The organism is Pseudomonas siliginis (assembly GCF_019145195.1).
GTDB classification, from domain to species: domain Bacteria; phylum Pseudomonadota; class Gammaproteobacteria; order Pseudomonadales; family Pseudomonadaceae; genus Aquipseudomonas; species Aquipseudomonas siliginis.
Genome location: NZ_JAHSTW010000006.1, coordinates 176,131 through 191,914, shown reverse-complemented (window position 1 = coordinate 191,914; position 15,784 = coordinate 176,131). Strand labels below are relative to the sequence as shown.

Sequence of the window (15,784 nt, the reverse complement as noted above, 5' to 3'; positions counted from 1 at the left end):
TTCGCCATCCCTACAGGATCGCCAGTCGCCCCACAAGGCGCACTTGAGAAACAATATCGTTTATCATTGTTGCAAGTTTTTGCAATGCGACAGTGAGGAACCCTGCGAATGACGTTTCGAAATACCCTGCGCCGAGGCCTGACCTTTACCCTCCTCGGCCTGGCACTCGCCACTCCCCTCACCCAGGCTGCCGATGCGGTTTCCCTGACTCTCTACAACGGCCAGCACAAGGAAGTCGGCGACGCGATTGCCAAGGCTTTCGAAGCCAAGACCGGCATCCACGTCAACGTGCGCAAAGGCAGCAGCAACCAGCTCGCCAGCCAGATCATCGAAGAGGGCGACCGCTCGCCCGCCGATGTGATCTACACCGAAGAGTCGCCGCCGCTGAATAACCTCGGCGAACAGGGTCTGCTGGCCAAGGCCGATGACGCCACGCTGGCAGTTCTGCCGGAAAAATACGTCGCCGCCAATGGCACCTGGATCGGCGTTACCGCCCGCGTCCGCGTGGTCGCGTTCAATCCGAAACTGATCGATGAAAAAGACCTGCCGAAATCGGTGATGGAATTCTCCGAGCCGCAGTGGCAGGGCAAGGTCGGCTTCGTTCCGACCAGCGGCGCCTTCCAGGAGCAGGCCGTAGCGATCATCAAGCTGCACGGTCGTGACGCCGCCGAAGAATGGCTGACCGGCCTGCGCGCGTTCGGCAAGACCTACAGCAACAACATGGTCGCGCTCAAAGCGGTGGAAAACGGCGAAGTCGCTACCGTGCTGGTGAACAACTACTACTGGTTCGCCCTGCAACGCGAGAAAGGCAAGCTCGATTCCAAACTGCATTACTTCACCGGCGGCGACGCTGGCGGCTTGATCACCGTGTCCAGCGCTGCCGTGCTGAAATCCAGCAAACATCCAAAAGAAGCCCAGCAATTCCTCGCCTTCATGGCCAGCGAAGAAGGTCAGCGCGTGATCACTCAGACCACCGCTGAATACCCGCTGCACAAAGGCATGGAATCGGATCGCGGCCTCAAGCCGTTCAGCGAACTGGAAGCGCCGAACGTCACCCCGGCGGATCTGGGCAACGCTGAAGAAGCGCTGGAACTGGAACGCGAAGTTGGCCTGAACTGATGGCAGCATCGTTATCGGCCCCCGCCGCGCGCGGGGGTTACGTACCAAGACGCAAACGGCCGTCAATCTGGCTGGTGCTGCCGGTATTGCTACTGGTGGTACTGAGCCTGCTGCCACTGGCCTATGTCGGACTGAAAGCCTGGCAGGCCGGCTGGGCCGAGGCGCTGCATTTGCTGTGGCGCCCGTATGTGTTTGGCCTGTTGCGCAACACCTTGGCACTGATGGTCGGCGTGACGATCACCTGCGCCGTGATCGGTCTGTCGCTGGCATGGCTGCTGGAGCGCAGCAATCTGCCGGGGCGACGCCTGTGGGGCGTGATCCTGTGCCTGCCGTTTGCGGTGCCGGCGTTTGTCAGCAGCTTCACCTGGGTCTCGCTGAGTGCGCAGTTCGAAGGTCTCGGCGGAGCGATTCTGGTGATGAGCCTGTCGAAGTATCCGCTGATCTTCCTGCCAGTCGCGGCGACCCTGCGCAATCTCGATCCCTCTCTCGAAGAATCCGCCCGCACGCTGGGACAGAATCGCTGGGGCGTGTTTTTCCGCGTCACCCTGCCGCTGCTGTGGCCATCGCTGCTGGCCGGTTCGCTGCTGATTGCCCTGCACATGCTGGTGGAATTCGGCGCGCTGTCGATCATCGGCCTGCAGACCTTTACCACGGCGATCTACCAGCAATTCGAACTGGAATTCAGTAACGCTAACGCAGCGATGCTTTCGGCGGTGTTGCTGGCGCTGTGTCTGCTGCTGTTGTGGCTGGAACTGCGGGTGCGTGGCAAGGGCCGGCATGTGCGCACCGGACAGGGTGCAGCGCGACAGGCTGAACAGGTAAAGCTTGGACCGTGGGCGGCGCTCGGTCAGTTGTATTGCCTGTTGCTGGCGATTATCGGCAGCGGCGTTCCGCTGGGCATGTTGGCCTACTGGCTGGCGGTCGGCTCATCGGCGGCGTTCCCGATAGCTGCGATCACTGAGGCGCTGCTGTCTTCGCTGGCACTGTCGTTGGGCGGCGCGGCGCTGTGTCTGGTGCTGGCCGTCCCGGTCGGACTGCTGGTAGTGCGCTATAAAGGCCAATTGGCAATCTGGGCCGAACGCCTGCCTTATCTGCTGCACGCGCTGCCGGGGCTGGTGATTGCGTTGACGCTGGTGTATTTCGCCCTGCATTACGTGCCGGTGCTGTATCAGACGTCGGGCTTGCTGCTGATCGCCTATGCGCTGCTGTTTCTGCCACTGGCGCAGGCGCCGATCCGTACGGCGCTGAACAAGGCTGCACCGCAGCTGGAAGAAGCGGCGCGGACCTTGGGCGCATCGTCGTTCACGGCGTTTTGCCGGGTGACATTACCGATCATTTTCCCGGCACTGGGCGCGGCGTTTGCGCTGGTGTTTCTTGATGCGATGAAGGAACTGACGGCAACGTTGCTGCTCAGCCCTACCGGACTCAATACATTAGCGACCGAGGTCTGGGCGCATACAGCGAATGTCGAGTTTGCGGCGGCGGCACCTTATGCGGCGTTGTTGATTGTAGTGTCCGGGCTGCCTGTGTACTTGCTGACGACACGGATGTATCTGAGCCGCTGATACCGTTTTCGCGAGCAGGCTCGCTCCCACGATGGATTGAGTTTCCCTGTGGGAGCGAGCCTGCTCGCGAAGAGGCCAGCCCGGATACCACTAAGCGCGGAACTGCCCCAGGCTAGCTTTCAATTGCGCCGCCAGACCATCCAGCACCTTGCCACTGGCCGTGGTTTCCACCACTGCCTGCGCCGCTTTCTCGGCCTGTGCATGAATCGTCTCGACGCGCCCACGCACTGCCTGCGCACCCTGCGCCTGATGTGCTGCTGCTTGCGTCGCCAGACCTATCGCCGCATGCACCTGCTCGACCGAAGCCTGCACTGATTGCTGCAAGCGCGCACTGTCGCGCAAGACCAGCAAACCTTCGCTGGCCTGCCGTCCGGCCTGGCCAATCGCCTCGACTGCCTCACGTGCGCCCTGCTGCAGAGCGACGATGTGCGCTTGGATATCACCCGTCGAGCTCTGCGTTTTGCTCGCCAGTGCACGCACTTCATCCGCCACCACGGCAAACCCACGCCCGGTTTCACCGGCCCGCGCCGCCTCGATCGCAGCGTTCAACGCCAGCAGGTTGGTCTGTTCGGCGATGCCATGAATCACCGTCAGCACCACCTCGATCTGCTCGCTCTGCTGCGCCAGTCGCTCGATAACCTTCGCCCCGGTATCGACCTGCCCGGCCAGCGCTTCGATCAGGCTGCCAACCTTCGCCGAAGTCCGGGTGTTCTCATCGGTGGCCTGACGAATATCGACAACCTGCTTCAGCGCCGCCTGCATCGCCTGACTTTCCGACTGCGCCTCGTCTGCCATTTGCGACAGCGCGCGCAGGCTTTCTGCAACTTCATCGCGCTGCATTCCGGCAGCCGCATCGGCGCCAGCGTTGCGCAAAGTCATCGCGCCGATTTCCACACCAGTGCGCTGCGCGACATCGCCCGCCTCGCGCACGATCGGCTGCAATTTATCCACAAAGCGATTGACCGCCGAGGCCATGTCGCCGATTTCATCCTTGCTGTTGATCTGCACACGCTTGGTCAGATCGCCCTCGCCCGCTGCCAGATCGTCCATTGCCGCATTGAGCATTTTCAGACGATTGACCACACGATGACCGAGCACCACGGCCAGCAACAGCAGCACGCCGCAACCAACCAGTGCCAGGCCAAGGCCGATACGCCAGCGCAGTGTCGCGGCAGCATCTTGAACGGTTTGTGCGGTGTTGGCTTTCATTTCGCCAGCGGTGCCCTGCGCCGATTGCAGACGCGCCTGCATCGCTTTGGCACTGTCCGCCGCTGCGCCTTTGAGGCTGTCACCGACCAATTGATCGCTGCTGGCAATCAGCGCCAGGAAGCGCTTGTCGAGCTCGGCCAGATCGGTTTCCACCGAGGCTGTGGAAACGCCCATCAGCACTTTGCCGATCTCCACGCCATTGGGATTGATCGAGGCTTCGAGGTAATAGACTGAGGGATCGTTCTTCGCCGCATCCAGCACTTTATCCAGCGCACGCTCACCCTGACCTTTTTCGAGCAAGGCCTTGTTGATCGGGTTTTCACGGTTGAGATAACGGGTCAGATGCTGGCCAGTGGCGTCGTCATACACCACGAACAGCACGTTGGGATTGCGCTGGGCGCGGCGGGCGAACTCCGACAGCGTCGGCACGTCGCTGTCCCACATCGCACGCGGCGCTACGGATGCAAGCAACTGCGCCATGTCGTTGGCCGAATCCTTCAGGTCCTTTTCCAGCGTCGCTCGCAGCTGCGCCTGCTCTTCTTTCAGACGCGCGGACAGGCCGACCGTCAGGCGCTGACGAGTGCTGGCCGATAACGCATCAAGACTTGAAGTGACTTCACGCCCGGCCTGCTCCAGTTCACCGGAGAGTTTCTGGCTGTCGGCACCCAGGCGCACGGCCAGATCGGCTTCCAGCGCCGTGACCGTGCTCCGCGTCAGGGCAACCGCCACCAACACCTGCACCAAAAGGGCGATACCAAGGGTAACGAACACCGGCCGCAACAAACGGCTTTGTAACAGTGAGAGAACGGCTGACACTTTAAATCCCTCTACTTCTGACGCCATTAATTTGATGGCACTCTTGTAGACAGATTCACAGCAAAGGTCATGCCGTCCAACAGGCATAAACGACAAAGGCCCCGATTAAGGGGCCTTTGTTTTTTACATCAACGACTTATCAAGCGAACGGATGACGCAGAACGATGGTTTCGTTGCGGTCCGGGCCCGTCGAAATAATGTCGATCGGCGCGCCGATCAACTCTTCAACGCGTTTGATGTAGGCACGAGCATTGGCCGGCAGCTCTTCCAGGGTCTTGGCACCCACGGTCGATTCGCTCCAGCCCGGCACTTCTTCGTACACCGGCTGCAGGCCGACGTAGCTGTCAGCATCGGTCGGGGCAACGGCATTGCCTTGCGCGTCTTTGTAGCCGACGCAGATGTTGATGGTTTCCAGACCATCGAGTACGTCCAGCTTGGTCAGGCAGATGCCCGAGATGCTGTTCACATCGATAGCGCGACGCAGGATGACGGCGTCGAACCAGCCGCAACGACGGGCGCGGCCAGTGGTAGCGCCGAACTCGTGACCTTGCTTGGCCAGGTGCGCACCGACTTCGTCAAACAGCTCGGTCGGGAACGGGCCGGAACCGACGCGAGTGGTGTAGGCCTTGGTGATGCCCAGGATGTAGTCGAGGAACATCGGACCAACGCCCGAACCGGTCGCCACGCCACCTGCGGTGGTGTTGGAGCTGGTCACGTACGGGTAGGTGCCGTGGTCGATGTCGAGCAACGAACCTTGCGCGCCTTCGAACATGATGTCCTTGCCGGCACGACGCAGATCGTGCAGCTCGGCAGTCACGTCGAGCATCAGCGGCTTGAGCAGCTCAGCGTATTCCTTGCACTCGGCCAGGGTCTTTTCGAATTCGATGGCTGGCTCTTTGTAGTAACCGACCAGCATGAAGTTGTGGTAATCCACCAGTTCACGCAGCTTGTCTTCGAAGCGCGGCATGTTCAGCAGATCGCCGACACGCAAGCCACGACGGGCAACCTTGTCTTCGTAAGCCGGGCCGATGCCGCGACCGGTGGTGCCGATCTTCAGCTCGCCACGGGCCTTTTCACGGGCCTGGTCCAGCGCAACGTGGAAGGACAGGATCAGCGGGCAGGACGGGCTGATACGCAGGCGCTCGCGCACTGGTACGCCTTTCTCTTCCAGCTTGGTGATCTCGCGCAGCAGGGCGTCAGGTGCAACCACCACGCCGTTGCCGATCAGGCATTGCACGCCTTCGCGCAGCACGCCCGACGGAATCAGGTGCAAGACGGTTTTCTCGCCGTCGATCACCAGCGTGTGACCCGCGTTGTGGCCACCCTGGTAGCGCACTACGGCGGCAGCATGTTCGGTCAGCAGATCAACGATCTTGCCTTTGCCCTCATCACCCCACTGGGTGCCCAGGACTACGACATTCTTACCCATAACACTTGTCCTCATTCGCGCAAACTTGGTGCCGGCGATGGCCGGCAGGAAAACTCAAGAAGCCAGTGGCGATACTTGCCAAAGCCCGTTCTGCTGAATCAATTGCCGGTCGCAGTCCGCATCACGGGCGGCGGCCAAAGGTTGTCCAGGCAAGGCCTGAACGACACGCTGACCCTCACTGCGCAACTGGCAAACCTGCTGCCAGAGTGCCGCATCCGTACTGTCAGGCATCCAGATACCGCCAGACGGTAGCTCGATCTCAGCACGCCCCAGGGTCACCAGGGTTTTCAAATCGGTAGAGAAACCGGTCGCCGGACGCGCGCGGCCGAAGTCAGCGCCGATGTCATCGTAACGACCGCCCTGAGCGATGGACTGGCCAACGCCCGGTACGAACACCGCGAACACTACACCGGTGTGGTAGTGGTAGCCGCGCAACTCGCCGAGGTCGAAATACAGCGGCAGCTGCGGGAAGCGCACGGAAAGACGCTCGGCGATCGCCAGCAGGTCTTCCAGCGCCGCCAGCACCGGCGCCGGCGCATTGGCCAGACGCTCGCGGGCAGCGCTCAACACTTCACGGCCGCCGCACAGATCAACCAGTGCGCGGAGCATGCCCGACAGATCGGCCGGCAGGCCTTCGGTGAGGGTAATCACTTCATCGATGGCCTTGCGCTGCAGGGCATCGAACAACTGCTGTTCGACTTCACCGGACAGACCGGCGGCGCGAGCCAGACCACGATAGATGCCGACATGGCCGAGGTCCATGTGCACGTCCGGCACATCGGCCAGTTGCAGCATGGCCAGCATCAGGCTGATGACTTCGACGTCGCTGCTCGGGCTGGCGTCGCCGTACAGCTCGGCGCCCAGCTGGATCGGGCTGCGCGAGGACGACAATGCACGCGGCTGAGCGTGCAGAACGCTGCCGGCGTAGCACAGACGGCTCGGGCCTTCGCGACGCAGGGTGTGCGCATCGATGCGCGCGACCTGCGGCGTGATGTCGGCACGGAAACCCATCTGCCGGCCCGATTGCGGGTCGATGACCTTGAAGGTACGCAGATCCAGGTCCTGGCCCGCGCCGGTCAGCAGGGATTCCAGGTACTCGATATGGGGAGTCACGACGAACTCGTAACCCCAGCTCTGGAACAGATCCAACACCTGACGACGCGCGACTTCAATGCGCGCCGCCTCCGGTGGCAGTACTTCTTCGATGCCATCTGGCAGCAGCCAGCGGTCTACCGTTGCCATTACGCCATTCCCCTTTGATCCGGGCGGCCAGCACGAGGGCGAGCCTTGAGTGAAGCAGAAAATGACCGGGTCGTTCAAAACGCACGCGCATGAACGACGCAGCGAAAGGCCGGCTGGCGGCTTCGCCCATCACTTTCCTCGAAAAACGCTCGGGCTATTCAAACCCGATGCCTGCAACAAAAACAGCAATCAAACGTGCAGACGCAAAAAAGCCGGGAATTTCCCGGCTGCCGCATCATACACACGTTTTCCGAAAGGATCACCCCGCCCGAGGTTTTAGCCGCCGGGCGGAATGATTCAGGTCAACGTCGTATCAAGGTTTGGCTTTTTCCAGGTAACGGAAGAAGTCGCTGCTTGGGTCGAGGACCAGGACGTCGGATTTGTTCGCGAAGCTTTCACGGTAGGCACGCAGGCTACGGTAGAAACCGTAGAACTCCTGATCCTGACCGTAGGCCTTGGAGTAGATCGCAGCAGCCTGGGCGTCACCGTCACCGCGAACCTCTTCGGATTCACGATAGGCTTCGGCCAGCAGCACGCGGCGTTGACGATCGGCGTCGGCACGGATGCCTTCGGCCAGCTCGTTACCCTTGGCGCGGTGCTCGCGAGCTTCACGCTCACGCTCGGTGCTCATACGCTCGAACACGCTGCGGTTCACTTCTTTCGGCAGATCGATGGCCTTGACCCGGACATCGACCACTTCGATACCCAGCTCTTTTTCCGCCATTTTGTTCAGCGATGCAGTGATGTCAGCCATCAGCGCATCACGCTCACCCGACACCACTTCGTGCAGGGTGCGCTTGCCGAACTGGTCACGCAGGCCCGATTCGAGACGACGGGACAGACGTTCGTCGGCAATCTGCTTCAGACCCGAAGTCGCGGTGTAGAAGCGCTCGGCATCTTTCACCCGCCACTTGGCGTAGGCATCGACCATCACGGCTTTCTTTTCCAGGGTCAGGAAGCGCTGCGTCGGTGCATCCAGCGTCAGCAGACGCGCGTCGAATTTGCGCACCTGGTTGACGTAAGGCACTTTCACATGCAGACCCGGCTGGACATCGGCCTGAACCACGCGACCGAATTGCAGCAGCACCGCGCGCTCGGTCTGAGCGACGATGTAGAAGCAATTCCAGCCCACCAGTACCACAACGACGCCAACGATCAGGGCGATCAGCGATTTATTGCTCATCAGCGGGTCTCCCTTGTACGCGTCTGCGGCACGTCAGTGACATGCGGCGTGACGTCCGTGTTGTTGCTGGCGGCCGAACCGGTCACCGGTGCGTTGCCCGAGCTGTTCTGGATCATTTTGTCCAACGGCAGGTAAAGCAGATTGCTCTGGCCGTTCTTGTTGCCGGTCACGAGTACCTTGCTGGTATTGCTGAAGACTTCCTGCATGGTGTCCAGGTACAGACGCTCGCGGGTGACTTCAGGTGCCTTGCGATACTCGGCGACCAGCTTGGTGAAACGATCGGCCTCACCCTTGGCGCGCGAGATGGTCTCGTCGCGGTAACCGTTGGCATCTTCGATGATGCGCTGGGCCTGACCACGGGCTTCCGGCACAACGCCGTTGGCGTATGTTTCAGCCTGGTTGCGCGAACGCTGCTCGTCTTCACGGGCGCGGATCACGTCATCGAAGGCTTCCTGCACTTCACGCGGTGCCGCTGCGCTCTGTACGTTGACCTGAGTCACGGTGATACCGGTGCGATAGGTATCGAGGAAACGTTGCAGACGCTCCTTGATTTCGCTGGCCATCAATTCACGACCTTCGGTCAGCACCTGGTCCATGGCGGTGGAACCGACCACGTGACGCAGTGCACTTTCGGTCGCGTGCTGCAGACTGATTTCCGGCTGATCGACGTTCAGCACGAAGTCCTGCAGGTTGCTGATCTTGTACTGCACGGTCAGCGGCACTTCGACGATGTTCTCGTCTTCAGTCAGCATCTGGCCCTGCTTGGTGTACGCACGCTCACGCGTCACGTTCTCCATGTACTTCTTGTCGATCGGCGGGAAGTAGATGTTCAGACCCGGGCCGACAGTCTCGTAGTACTTGCCGAAGCGCAGCACCACGGCTTGCTCCTGCTCGTCCACCACGTAGACCGCGCTGTACAGCCAGACAGCCGCCAGCACGACCAGGCCGATGCCGAGCAGACCGCCGAAGCCGCCACTGCTGCGCCCCGACCCGCCGCCGTCATCACCGCGTTTCTTACCACCACCGAACAACCCGTTCAGGCTTTCCTGCAGCTTTCGGAAGGCCTCGTCGAGATCCGGTGGTCCCTTGCGGTCGCCGTTATTGCGGCGCTTGCCACCCCAGGGATCCTGATTATTCGAGTTGCCACCCGGCTCATTCCAAGCCATAGCGCTCTCCATCTGATAAAGCAAAGACGCACCCACGGCGCGCCGACCAATGCTACAGAATGCCTGCCGTTGCGGCACAACCGCTTTGTCAGGCTTTTATTGCAAAGTGTGTTGCTCGATGAATTCCATCGGCTGCAATCCTTCGCGGCTTACCAATCGATTCAGCTCGATCCGGGGCAAACGAACGGCCAGCAGGCTGACACCTTCATCATCGTATTCTTCTTTCTGCACCGCCCCGAGTTCGAAGAACTGCGCACGCAGCCGAGCGAAGCGTTGCGGCAAGCGCAAGGTACCGACGAACAGATCACTGCCGAGCAACTCGGCGATGGCCTGTTCAAGCAATTCCAGACCGCTGCCATCACGCGCCGAGAGCCAGACCCGTTGCGGCTTGCCATCGGCATCGCGCTGGATCTGCGGCTCGACGCCTTCGAGCAAATCGAGTTTGTTATAGACCTCGAGGATCGGCAAGTCCTGGGCACCAATCTCGCCCAGCACCACCATCACCTGCTCAATCTGCAACATGCGATCCGGTTCGGCCGCATCGATCACGTGCAACAGCAGGTCGGAATTGCTCGACTCTTCGAGCGTAGACCGAAATGCCTCGACCAGCTTGTGTGGCAGGTGACGAATGAAGCCCACGGTATCGGCTAGGACAATCGGACCGAGATCGTCAAGCTCCAGCCGGCGCAGGGTCGGGTCGAGCGTGGCGAACAACTGATCGGCCGCGTACACCTCGGACTTCGTCACGTTGTTGAAGAGTGTCGATTTGCCGGCGTTGGTGTATCCCACCAGCGAAACGGTAGGGATGTCCGCACGGGATCGGCCACGGCGCGACTGCTCGCGCTGACTGCGCACCTTCTCCAGCCGCCCCTTGATCTGGCGCAGGCGAACCCGCAGCAGACGGCGGTCGGTTTCCAGCTGGGTTTCACCCGGGCCGCGCATACCGATACCGCCACCCTGACGCTCAAGGTGAGTCCAGCCGCGAACCAGCCGCGTGCTCATGTGGTCAAGCTGGGCCAGTTCGACCTGCAGCTTGCCCTCATGGGTGCGTGCGCGTTGGGCGAAAATATCGAGAATCAGCCCGGTGCGGTCGATCACGCGACACTCGAAGACACGTTCGAGGTTGCGTTCCTGACTGGGCGTGAGGATGTGATTGAAAATCACCAGATCGGCTTCTTCAGCCTTGACCAGGTCGCGCAGCTCCTCGACCTTGCCGCTGCCGATCAGATATTTGGCGGTTGGCCGATGACGCGGCACGTTAAAAAACGCGACGGTCTCGGCGCCAGCCGAATTTGCCAACTCCTGAAACTCCTGCGGATCTTCGCGCGCCTCAGGGTCCTGTCCATCCAAGTGAACGAGGATGACTCGCTCACCACCACCGTGGCGCTCAAAGAACAAAGGAGACTCCTATCAGGCGTTACCCGGCGCTGCATCGGCATCGCCCTGTTCGTTTTCGGTTGCGCTAGGCAGACGAATTGGACGAACCGGCACGACGGTCGAGATAGCGTGTTTGTAGACCATCTGGCTTACGGTGTTTTTCAGCAGGATCACGAACTGGTCGAACGACTCGATCGTCCCTTGCAGCTTGATACCGTTGACCAGATAGATGGAAACCCCGACTTTCTCTTTACGTAAAGTGTTCAGGTAAGGGTCTTGTAGCGAATGCCCTTTTGACATGTGCCGCACTCCTTTAAGGATTCAATAATAAAAACAGGTAAATTCAGATGGCTTCGGCCGTCACACCCCCAAGGATAGACGGCAATTGCAAGGACTCAGCTCAATATGGAGATGGTCCCAAGGTATTTCAAGGCGCGTGGCAGATTGTCGCAATCAAGACTGTCCAGCCAGTGCAAATCGTCCCAGCTGCGCAGCCAGGTAAACTGGCGTTTGGCCAATTGGCGCGTGGCGATGATGCCCCGCTCCTGCATATGGGCCAATGTCAGCTTGCCGTCCAGGTAATCCCAGACTTGGCGGTAGCCTACCGCACGTATAGACGGCAACCCGGAATGCAGGTCACTTCTTTTACGCAGGGCTACGACCTCGTCGATGAATCCCTGTTCCAACATATTTGTGAATCTTTGTTCAATTCGCTGGTGCAGAACCTGACGATTCGCCGGAGCAATGGCCAGGTTCGCGACAGTATAGGGCAATTGTTGGCGTCCCGAAGCGGCTGCTTCAGTACTTAGCGCAGATTGTTGCTCGCGCAGGGCGGTCATGCTCTGCCCGCTGACTCGATATACTTCCAGTGCCCGACTCAAGCGCTGCGGATCATTGGGATGAATGCGCGCCGCCGACACCGGATCGATTTGCGCCAGTTGATCGTGCAGGGCTTGCCAGCCGAGGCGTGCAGCTTCTTCCTCGATCTGCGCACGCACCTCGGGATCGGCCGCCGGCATGTCCGCCAGACCTTCGACCAGAGCCTTGTAATAGAGCATGGTGCCGCCGACCAGCAGCGGGATCTTTCCTCGCCCAGTGATTTCGGCCATGGCCTGCAACGCGTCGCGACGAAAATCAGCAGCGGAATACGCTTCGGCAGGATCGAGAATGTCGATCAGCCGGTGCGGATATTCGGCGAGCAGTTCTTTCGAAGGTTTGGCCGTGCCGATGTCCATGCCGCGGTAGACCAGCGCCGAATCGACACTGATCAATTCGCACGGCAGCACCTTGGTCAGCTCGATGGCCAGATCGGTCTTGCCCGCAGCGGTCGGGCCCATCAGGAAAATCGCTGGAGGAAGCTGGCTCATCAGCGACCGCGCAGGAACAGTTTGTCCAGATCGTCCAGGCCCAATTGGGTCCAGGTCGGTCGGCCATGGTTGCATTGACCGCTGCGCTCGGTGTTTTCCATGTCGCGCAGCAGACCGTTCATTTCCGGCAGGGCCAAGCGCCGGTTGGCGCGGATCGCGCCGTGGCAGGCCATGGTGCCGAGCAGTTCGTTGAGGTGCGCCTGGATACGGTCGGTGGTGCCGTACTCCATCAAATCCGAAAGCACGTCGCCGACCAGTCGATTGGCTTCGGCCTGCTTGAGCAAAGCGGGAATCTGCCGGATCGCCAGGGTTTCCGGCCCCAGCCGCTGCAATTCAAAACCAAGACGCTGAAACCAAGCGGCGTGTTCTTCAGCACAATCGGCCTCGCGCTGACTGACCGCCAGCGACTCCGGCACCAGCAACGGCTGGCCACTGAGACCTTCGCTGGCCATGGCGATCTTCAGGCGCTCGTACATGATTCGCTCGTGGGCGGCATGCATGTCCACCAGCACCAGGCCATGGGCGTTTTCGGACAAGATATAGATGCCTTTTAGCTGCGCCAGTGCATAGCCGAGCGGCGGAATATCTTCCTGACCGGTCGGCAGTGCGCTGGCATTGGCTTCAGGCAGCGGCGCGAAAAATTCCTTGTATGCGGCTTGCGCCTCGGCAGCAGGCAGCGCCGATTGCGGACGCGGCGTGTATTGATACTGATAAGCGCCGCCAGCGCTGGCCCCGGATGACTTGTTGAACGCCGGTTGCGCCTGCGGCTGCTCCAGCAGCGCATTGGCGGCCAGACGCATCTCGCCTTGCGGGCCGAATTCGCCCGCCTCGATCCCGCTCGGCCGAACGATCGCCGTGGTGACCGAGCCGGCCAATTGATCTTCCGGACGCACATCGCCCAGCGCACGGTGCAGCGTGCCGTACAGGAAATCGTGGACCATGCGCCCGTCACGGAAGCGCACTTCGTGCTTGGTCGGGTGCACGTTGACATCTACCGCTGCAGGATCGACCTCGAAAAACAGCGCGAAGGTCGGGTGCCGACCGTTGAACAGTACGTCGCGATAAGCCTGGCGTACCGCGTGGGCCACCAGTTTGTCGCGCACCGCACGGCCGTTTACGAAGAAATACTGCAAATCCGCCTGACTGCGGTTGAAGGTCGGCAAACCGACCCAGCCCCACAGGTGCAAGCCATTGCGTTCGATCTCGATCGGCAACGCCTGCTCAAGGAAACCCGAACCGCAAATCGCCGCCACACGCCGCGCACGGGCCGCATCATCGTGGGCCTCGTGCAGGCTGAGGATGGTCTTGCCGTTGTGGCGCAGATGAAAAGCCACGTCGAAGCGCGCCAGCGCCAGACGCTTGATCACTTCCTGCAGGTGATCGAATTCGGTTTTTTCGGTCTTGAGAAATTTGCGCCGGGCCGGGGTGTTGAAGAACAGGTCGCGGACTTCCACCGAAGTGCCGACCGGATGCGCCGCCGGCTGCACGCGCGGCGCCATGTCCCGGCCTTCGGTCTCGACCTGCCAGGCCTGATCGGCATCGCGGGTGCGCGAGGTCAGGGTCAGACGCGCCACGGAGCTGATCGACGCCAGCGCCTCGCCACGGAAACCCAGGCTCATCACCTGTTCGAGATCCTCAAGATTGCGAATCTTGCTGGTGGCGTGACGGGCCAGGGCGAGCGGCAGGTCATCGGCGGAAATACCGCTGCCGTCATCGCGCACGCGCAGCAACTTGACGCCGCCCTGCTCGACATCGACGTCAATACGCTTGGCGCCAGAGTCGAGACTGTTTTCCAGCAACTCCTTGATCACCGAAGCCGGGCGCTCGACCACCTCACCGGCAGCGATCTGGTTCGCCAGCCGTGGACTGAGCAGCTCGATGCGCGCCGTGTTCATTACCTGGCTCATTCTTTCGACGCCAGTTCGGTGCCTGGAATGGTCAGGTGCTGACCGACTTTCAGCTCATCGCTTTTCAGATTGTTGGCGGCGCGCAAGGTGGCCGGCGAAACCTGATAGCGCACGCCGATCATCGCCAGGGTTTCCCCCGGGCCGACACGGTGGTCGCGCGGGCCTTGGGCAATCTTGCCGGAGTCACGCAGCCAGGCGATGTAGGTGCCCGGCGGCGGATTCTGCTGGAAGAACTGGCGCACGCCGCTGCTGATCGAACGGGCCAGCGCTTGCTGGTGGCTCGATGCGGACAGCTTGTTCGCTTCGTTGGCGTTGGAGATAAAGCCGGTTTCGACCAAGATCGACGGGATGTCCGGCGACTTCAGCACCATGAACCCGGCTTGTTCCACACGCTGTTTGTGCAGCGGCGTAACGCGACCGATGTTGGTCAGCACCTTTTGCCCGACGTTGAGGCTGGAGGTCAGCGACGCGGTCATCGACAGGTCGAGCAACACGCCGGCGAGCATGCGGTCCTTGTCGTCGAGGCTGACGTTGCCGGCACCACCGATCAGGTCGGATCGGTTTTCACTATCGGCCAGCCAACGGGCGGTCTCGGACGTAGCGCCACGATCGGACAGGGCGAACACCGACGCACCGAAAGCGGCCGCGGACGGCGCAGCGTCGGCGTGGATCGAGACGAACAGGTCGGCGCCCTTCTTGCGGGCGATTTCGGTACGCCCGCGCAATGGAATGAAGTAGTCGCCGGTACGGGTCAGCTCGGCGCGGAAGCCTTTCATGCCGTTGACCTGACGCTGCAATTCGCGGGCGATCTGCAGCACCACGTCTTTTTCACGCTGGCCGCGCGAGCCTGACGCGCCCGGATCTTCGCCACCGTGGCCGGCGTCGATGACAACGATAATGTCGCGCTTGCCGGCCGGGGCTGGCGGCAACTTGATCGCCGGTTCAGTCGGAGTCACCGGCACCGCCGGCACGGTCGCCACCGATGGCGTCGGGGCTGGCGGCGGCGCGGCATCGGCCGGGTTGTCGAACAGATCGACCACCAGACGGTTGCCGTATTGCGCGTTCGGCGCCAGCGAGAAGCTTTTCGGAGTGACGGCTTTTTTCAGGTCGATGACCACCCGCAGGTCGGTCGGGGTGCGCTGGGCCGAGCGCATCGCAGTGATCGGCGTGTTCGCGGTCTGCACGTTCAACGGCGCGCCGAGGGTGGCGCCGTTGATGTCGATCACCAGCCGATCAGGGGCTGTCAGGGTGAAAACGCTGTGCTGCACCGGGCCGCTGAGGTCAAAGACCAGTCGCGTGTTGTCCGGCGCCCGCCACAGGCGCACGCTGTTGACCTTTGAATCGGCCACAGCGTTGACGGTTACTGCCATCAACATCAGTCCAGCGGCAGCCACCAACGCGCGA

Annotated in this window: 13 protein-coding genes; 3 read left to right on the top strand and 10 right to left on the bottom strand. The window is 61.3% G+C overall.

Going from position 1 to position 15,784, the window contains the following annotated elements:
• Positions 1 to 108 precede the first annotated feature (108 nt).
• The gene (locus tag KVG87_RS13920; RefSeq protein WP_016771941.1) at positions 109 to 1,119 is read left to right on the top strand and encodes an extracellular solute-binding protein; all 1,011 of its coding nucleotides are present in this window, start codon (positions 109 to 111) and stop codon (positions 1,117 to 1,119) included.
• Entirely contained in the window at positions 1,119 to 2,684 is a 1,566-nt protein-coding gene (locus KVG87_RS13915; protein ID WP_217851191.1) for an ABC transporter permease, read from the top strand. The genes KVG87_RS13920 and KVG87_RS13915 overlap by 1 nt, the downstream gene beginning before the upstream one ends.
• 90 nt (positions 2,685 to 2,774) lie before the next feature.
• Here KVG87_RS13915 and KVG87_RS13910 read toward each other — a convergent pair whose 3' ends face one another.
• From KVG87_RS13910 to KVG87_RS13900, 3 genes are all read right to left on the bottom strand, one after another.
• Positions 2,775 to 4,709, bottom strand: a complete 1,935-nt coding sequence (locus tag KVG87_RS13910; RefSeq protein ID WP_217851188.1) for a methyl-accepting chemotaxis protein — start codon at positions 4,707 to 4,709, stop codon at positions 2,775 to 2,777.
• Between the two features lie 139 nt (positions 4,710 to 4,848).
• Positions 4,849 to 6,138 (bottom strand): adenylosuccinate synthase, encoded by a 1,290-nt coding sequence (locus tag KVG87_RS13905; protein WP_016771943.1) that lies wholly within the window; start codon positions 6,136 to 6,138, stop codon positions 4,849 to 4,851.
• Between the two features lie 54 nt (positions 6,139 to 6,192).
• A complete protein-coding gene (locus tag KVG87_RS13900) occupies positions 6,193 to 7,380 on the bottom strand; it encodes an ATP phosphoribosyltransferase regulatory subunit (RefSeq protein WP_016771944.1) in 1,188 nt (395 codons plus the stop codon).
• Positions 7,381 to 7,469: 89 nt separating this feature from the next.
• Here KVG87_RS13900 and KVG87_RS13895 point away from each other — a divergent pair, with 89 nt between their 5' ends.
• Positions 7,470 to 7,676, top strand: a complete 207-nt coding sequence (locus KVG87_RS13895; protein ID WP_143497950.1) for a hypothetical protein — start codon at positions 7,470 to 7,472, stop codon at positions 7,674 to 7,676.
• 17 nt (positions 7,677 to 7,693) lie between these two features.
• Here the strand turns inward: KVG87_RS13895 and hflC are convergent, their stop codons facing one another.
• From hflC to KVG87_RS13860, 7 genes are all read right to left on the bottom strand, one after another.
• Positions 7,694 to 8,563, bottom strand: a complete 870-nt coding sequence (gene hflC, locus KVG87_RS13890) for a protease modulator HflC (protein WP_016771945.1) — start codon at positions 8,561 to 8,563, stop codon at positions 7,694 to 7,696.
• The gene (gene hflK, locus KVG87_RS13885) at positions 8,563 to 9,729 is read right to left on the bottom strand and encodes an FtsH protease activity modulator HflK (protein ID WP_024011368.1); all 1,167 of its coding nucleotides are present in this window, start codon (positions 9,727 to 9,729) and stop codon (positions 8,563 to 8,565) included. The genes hflC and hflK overlap by 1 nt, the downstream gene beginning before the upstream one ends.
• A 96-nt stretch (positions 9,730 to 9,825) precedes the next feature.
• Positions 9,826 to 11,127: a ribosome rescue GTPase HflX gene (gene hflX, locus KVG87_RS13880; RefSeq protein ID WP_041480728.1), complete on the bottom strand. Its 1,302-nt coding sequence runs from the start codon at positions 11,125 to 11,127 to the stop codon at positions 9,826 to 9,828.
• Positions 11,128 to 11,139: 12 nt separating this feature from the next.
• Positions 11,140 to 11,406: an RNA chaperone Hfq gene (gene hfq, locus KVG87_RS13875; RefSeq protein ID WP_016771947.1), complete on the bottom strand. Its 267-nt coding sequence runs from the start codon at positions 11,404 to 11,406 to the stop codon at positions 11,140 to 11,142.
• A 95-nt stretch (positions 11,407 to 11,501) separates the two neighbouring features.
• The gene (gene miaA / locus KVG87_RS13870; protein ID WP_076565401.1) at positions 11,502 to 12,473 is read right to left on the bottom strand and encodes a tRNA (adenosine(37)-N6)-dimethylallyltransferase MiaA; all 972 of its coding nucleotides are present in this window, start codon (positions 12,471 to 12,473) and stop codon (positions 11,502 to 11,504) included.
• Positions 12,473 to 14,380: a DNA mismatch repair endonuclease MutL gene (gene mutL, locus KVG87_RS13865; protein ID WP_217851186.1), complete on the bottom strand. Its 1,908-nt coding sequence runs from the start codon at positions 14,378 to 14,380 to the stop codon at positions 12,473 to 12,475. The genes miaA and mutL overlap by 1 nt, the downstream gene beginning before the upstream one ends.
• The gene (locus KVG87_RS13860; RefSeq protein ID WP_370593506.1) at positions 14,377 to 15,756 is read right to left on the bottom strand and encodes an N-acetylmuramoyl-L-alanine amidase; all 1,380 of its coding nucleotides are present in this window, start codon (positions 15,754 to 15,756) and stop codon (positions 14,377 to 14,379) included. Before KVG87_RS13860 ends, mutL begins: the two co-directional genes overlap by 4 nt.
• Positions 15,757 to 15,784: the final 28 nt, after the last annotated feature.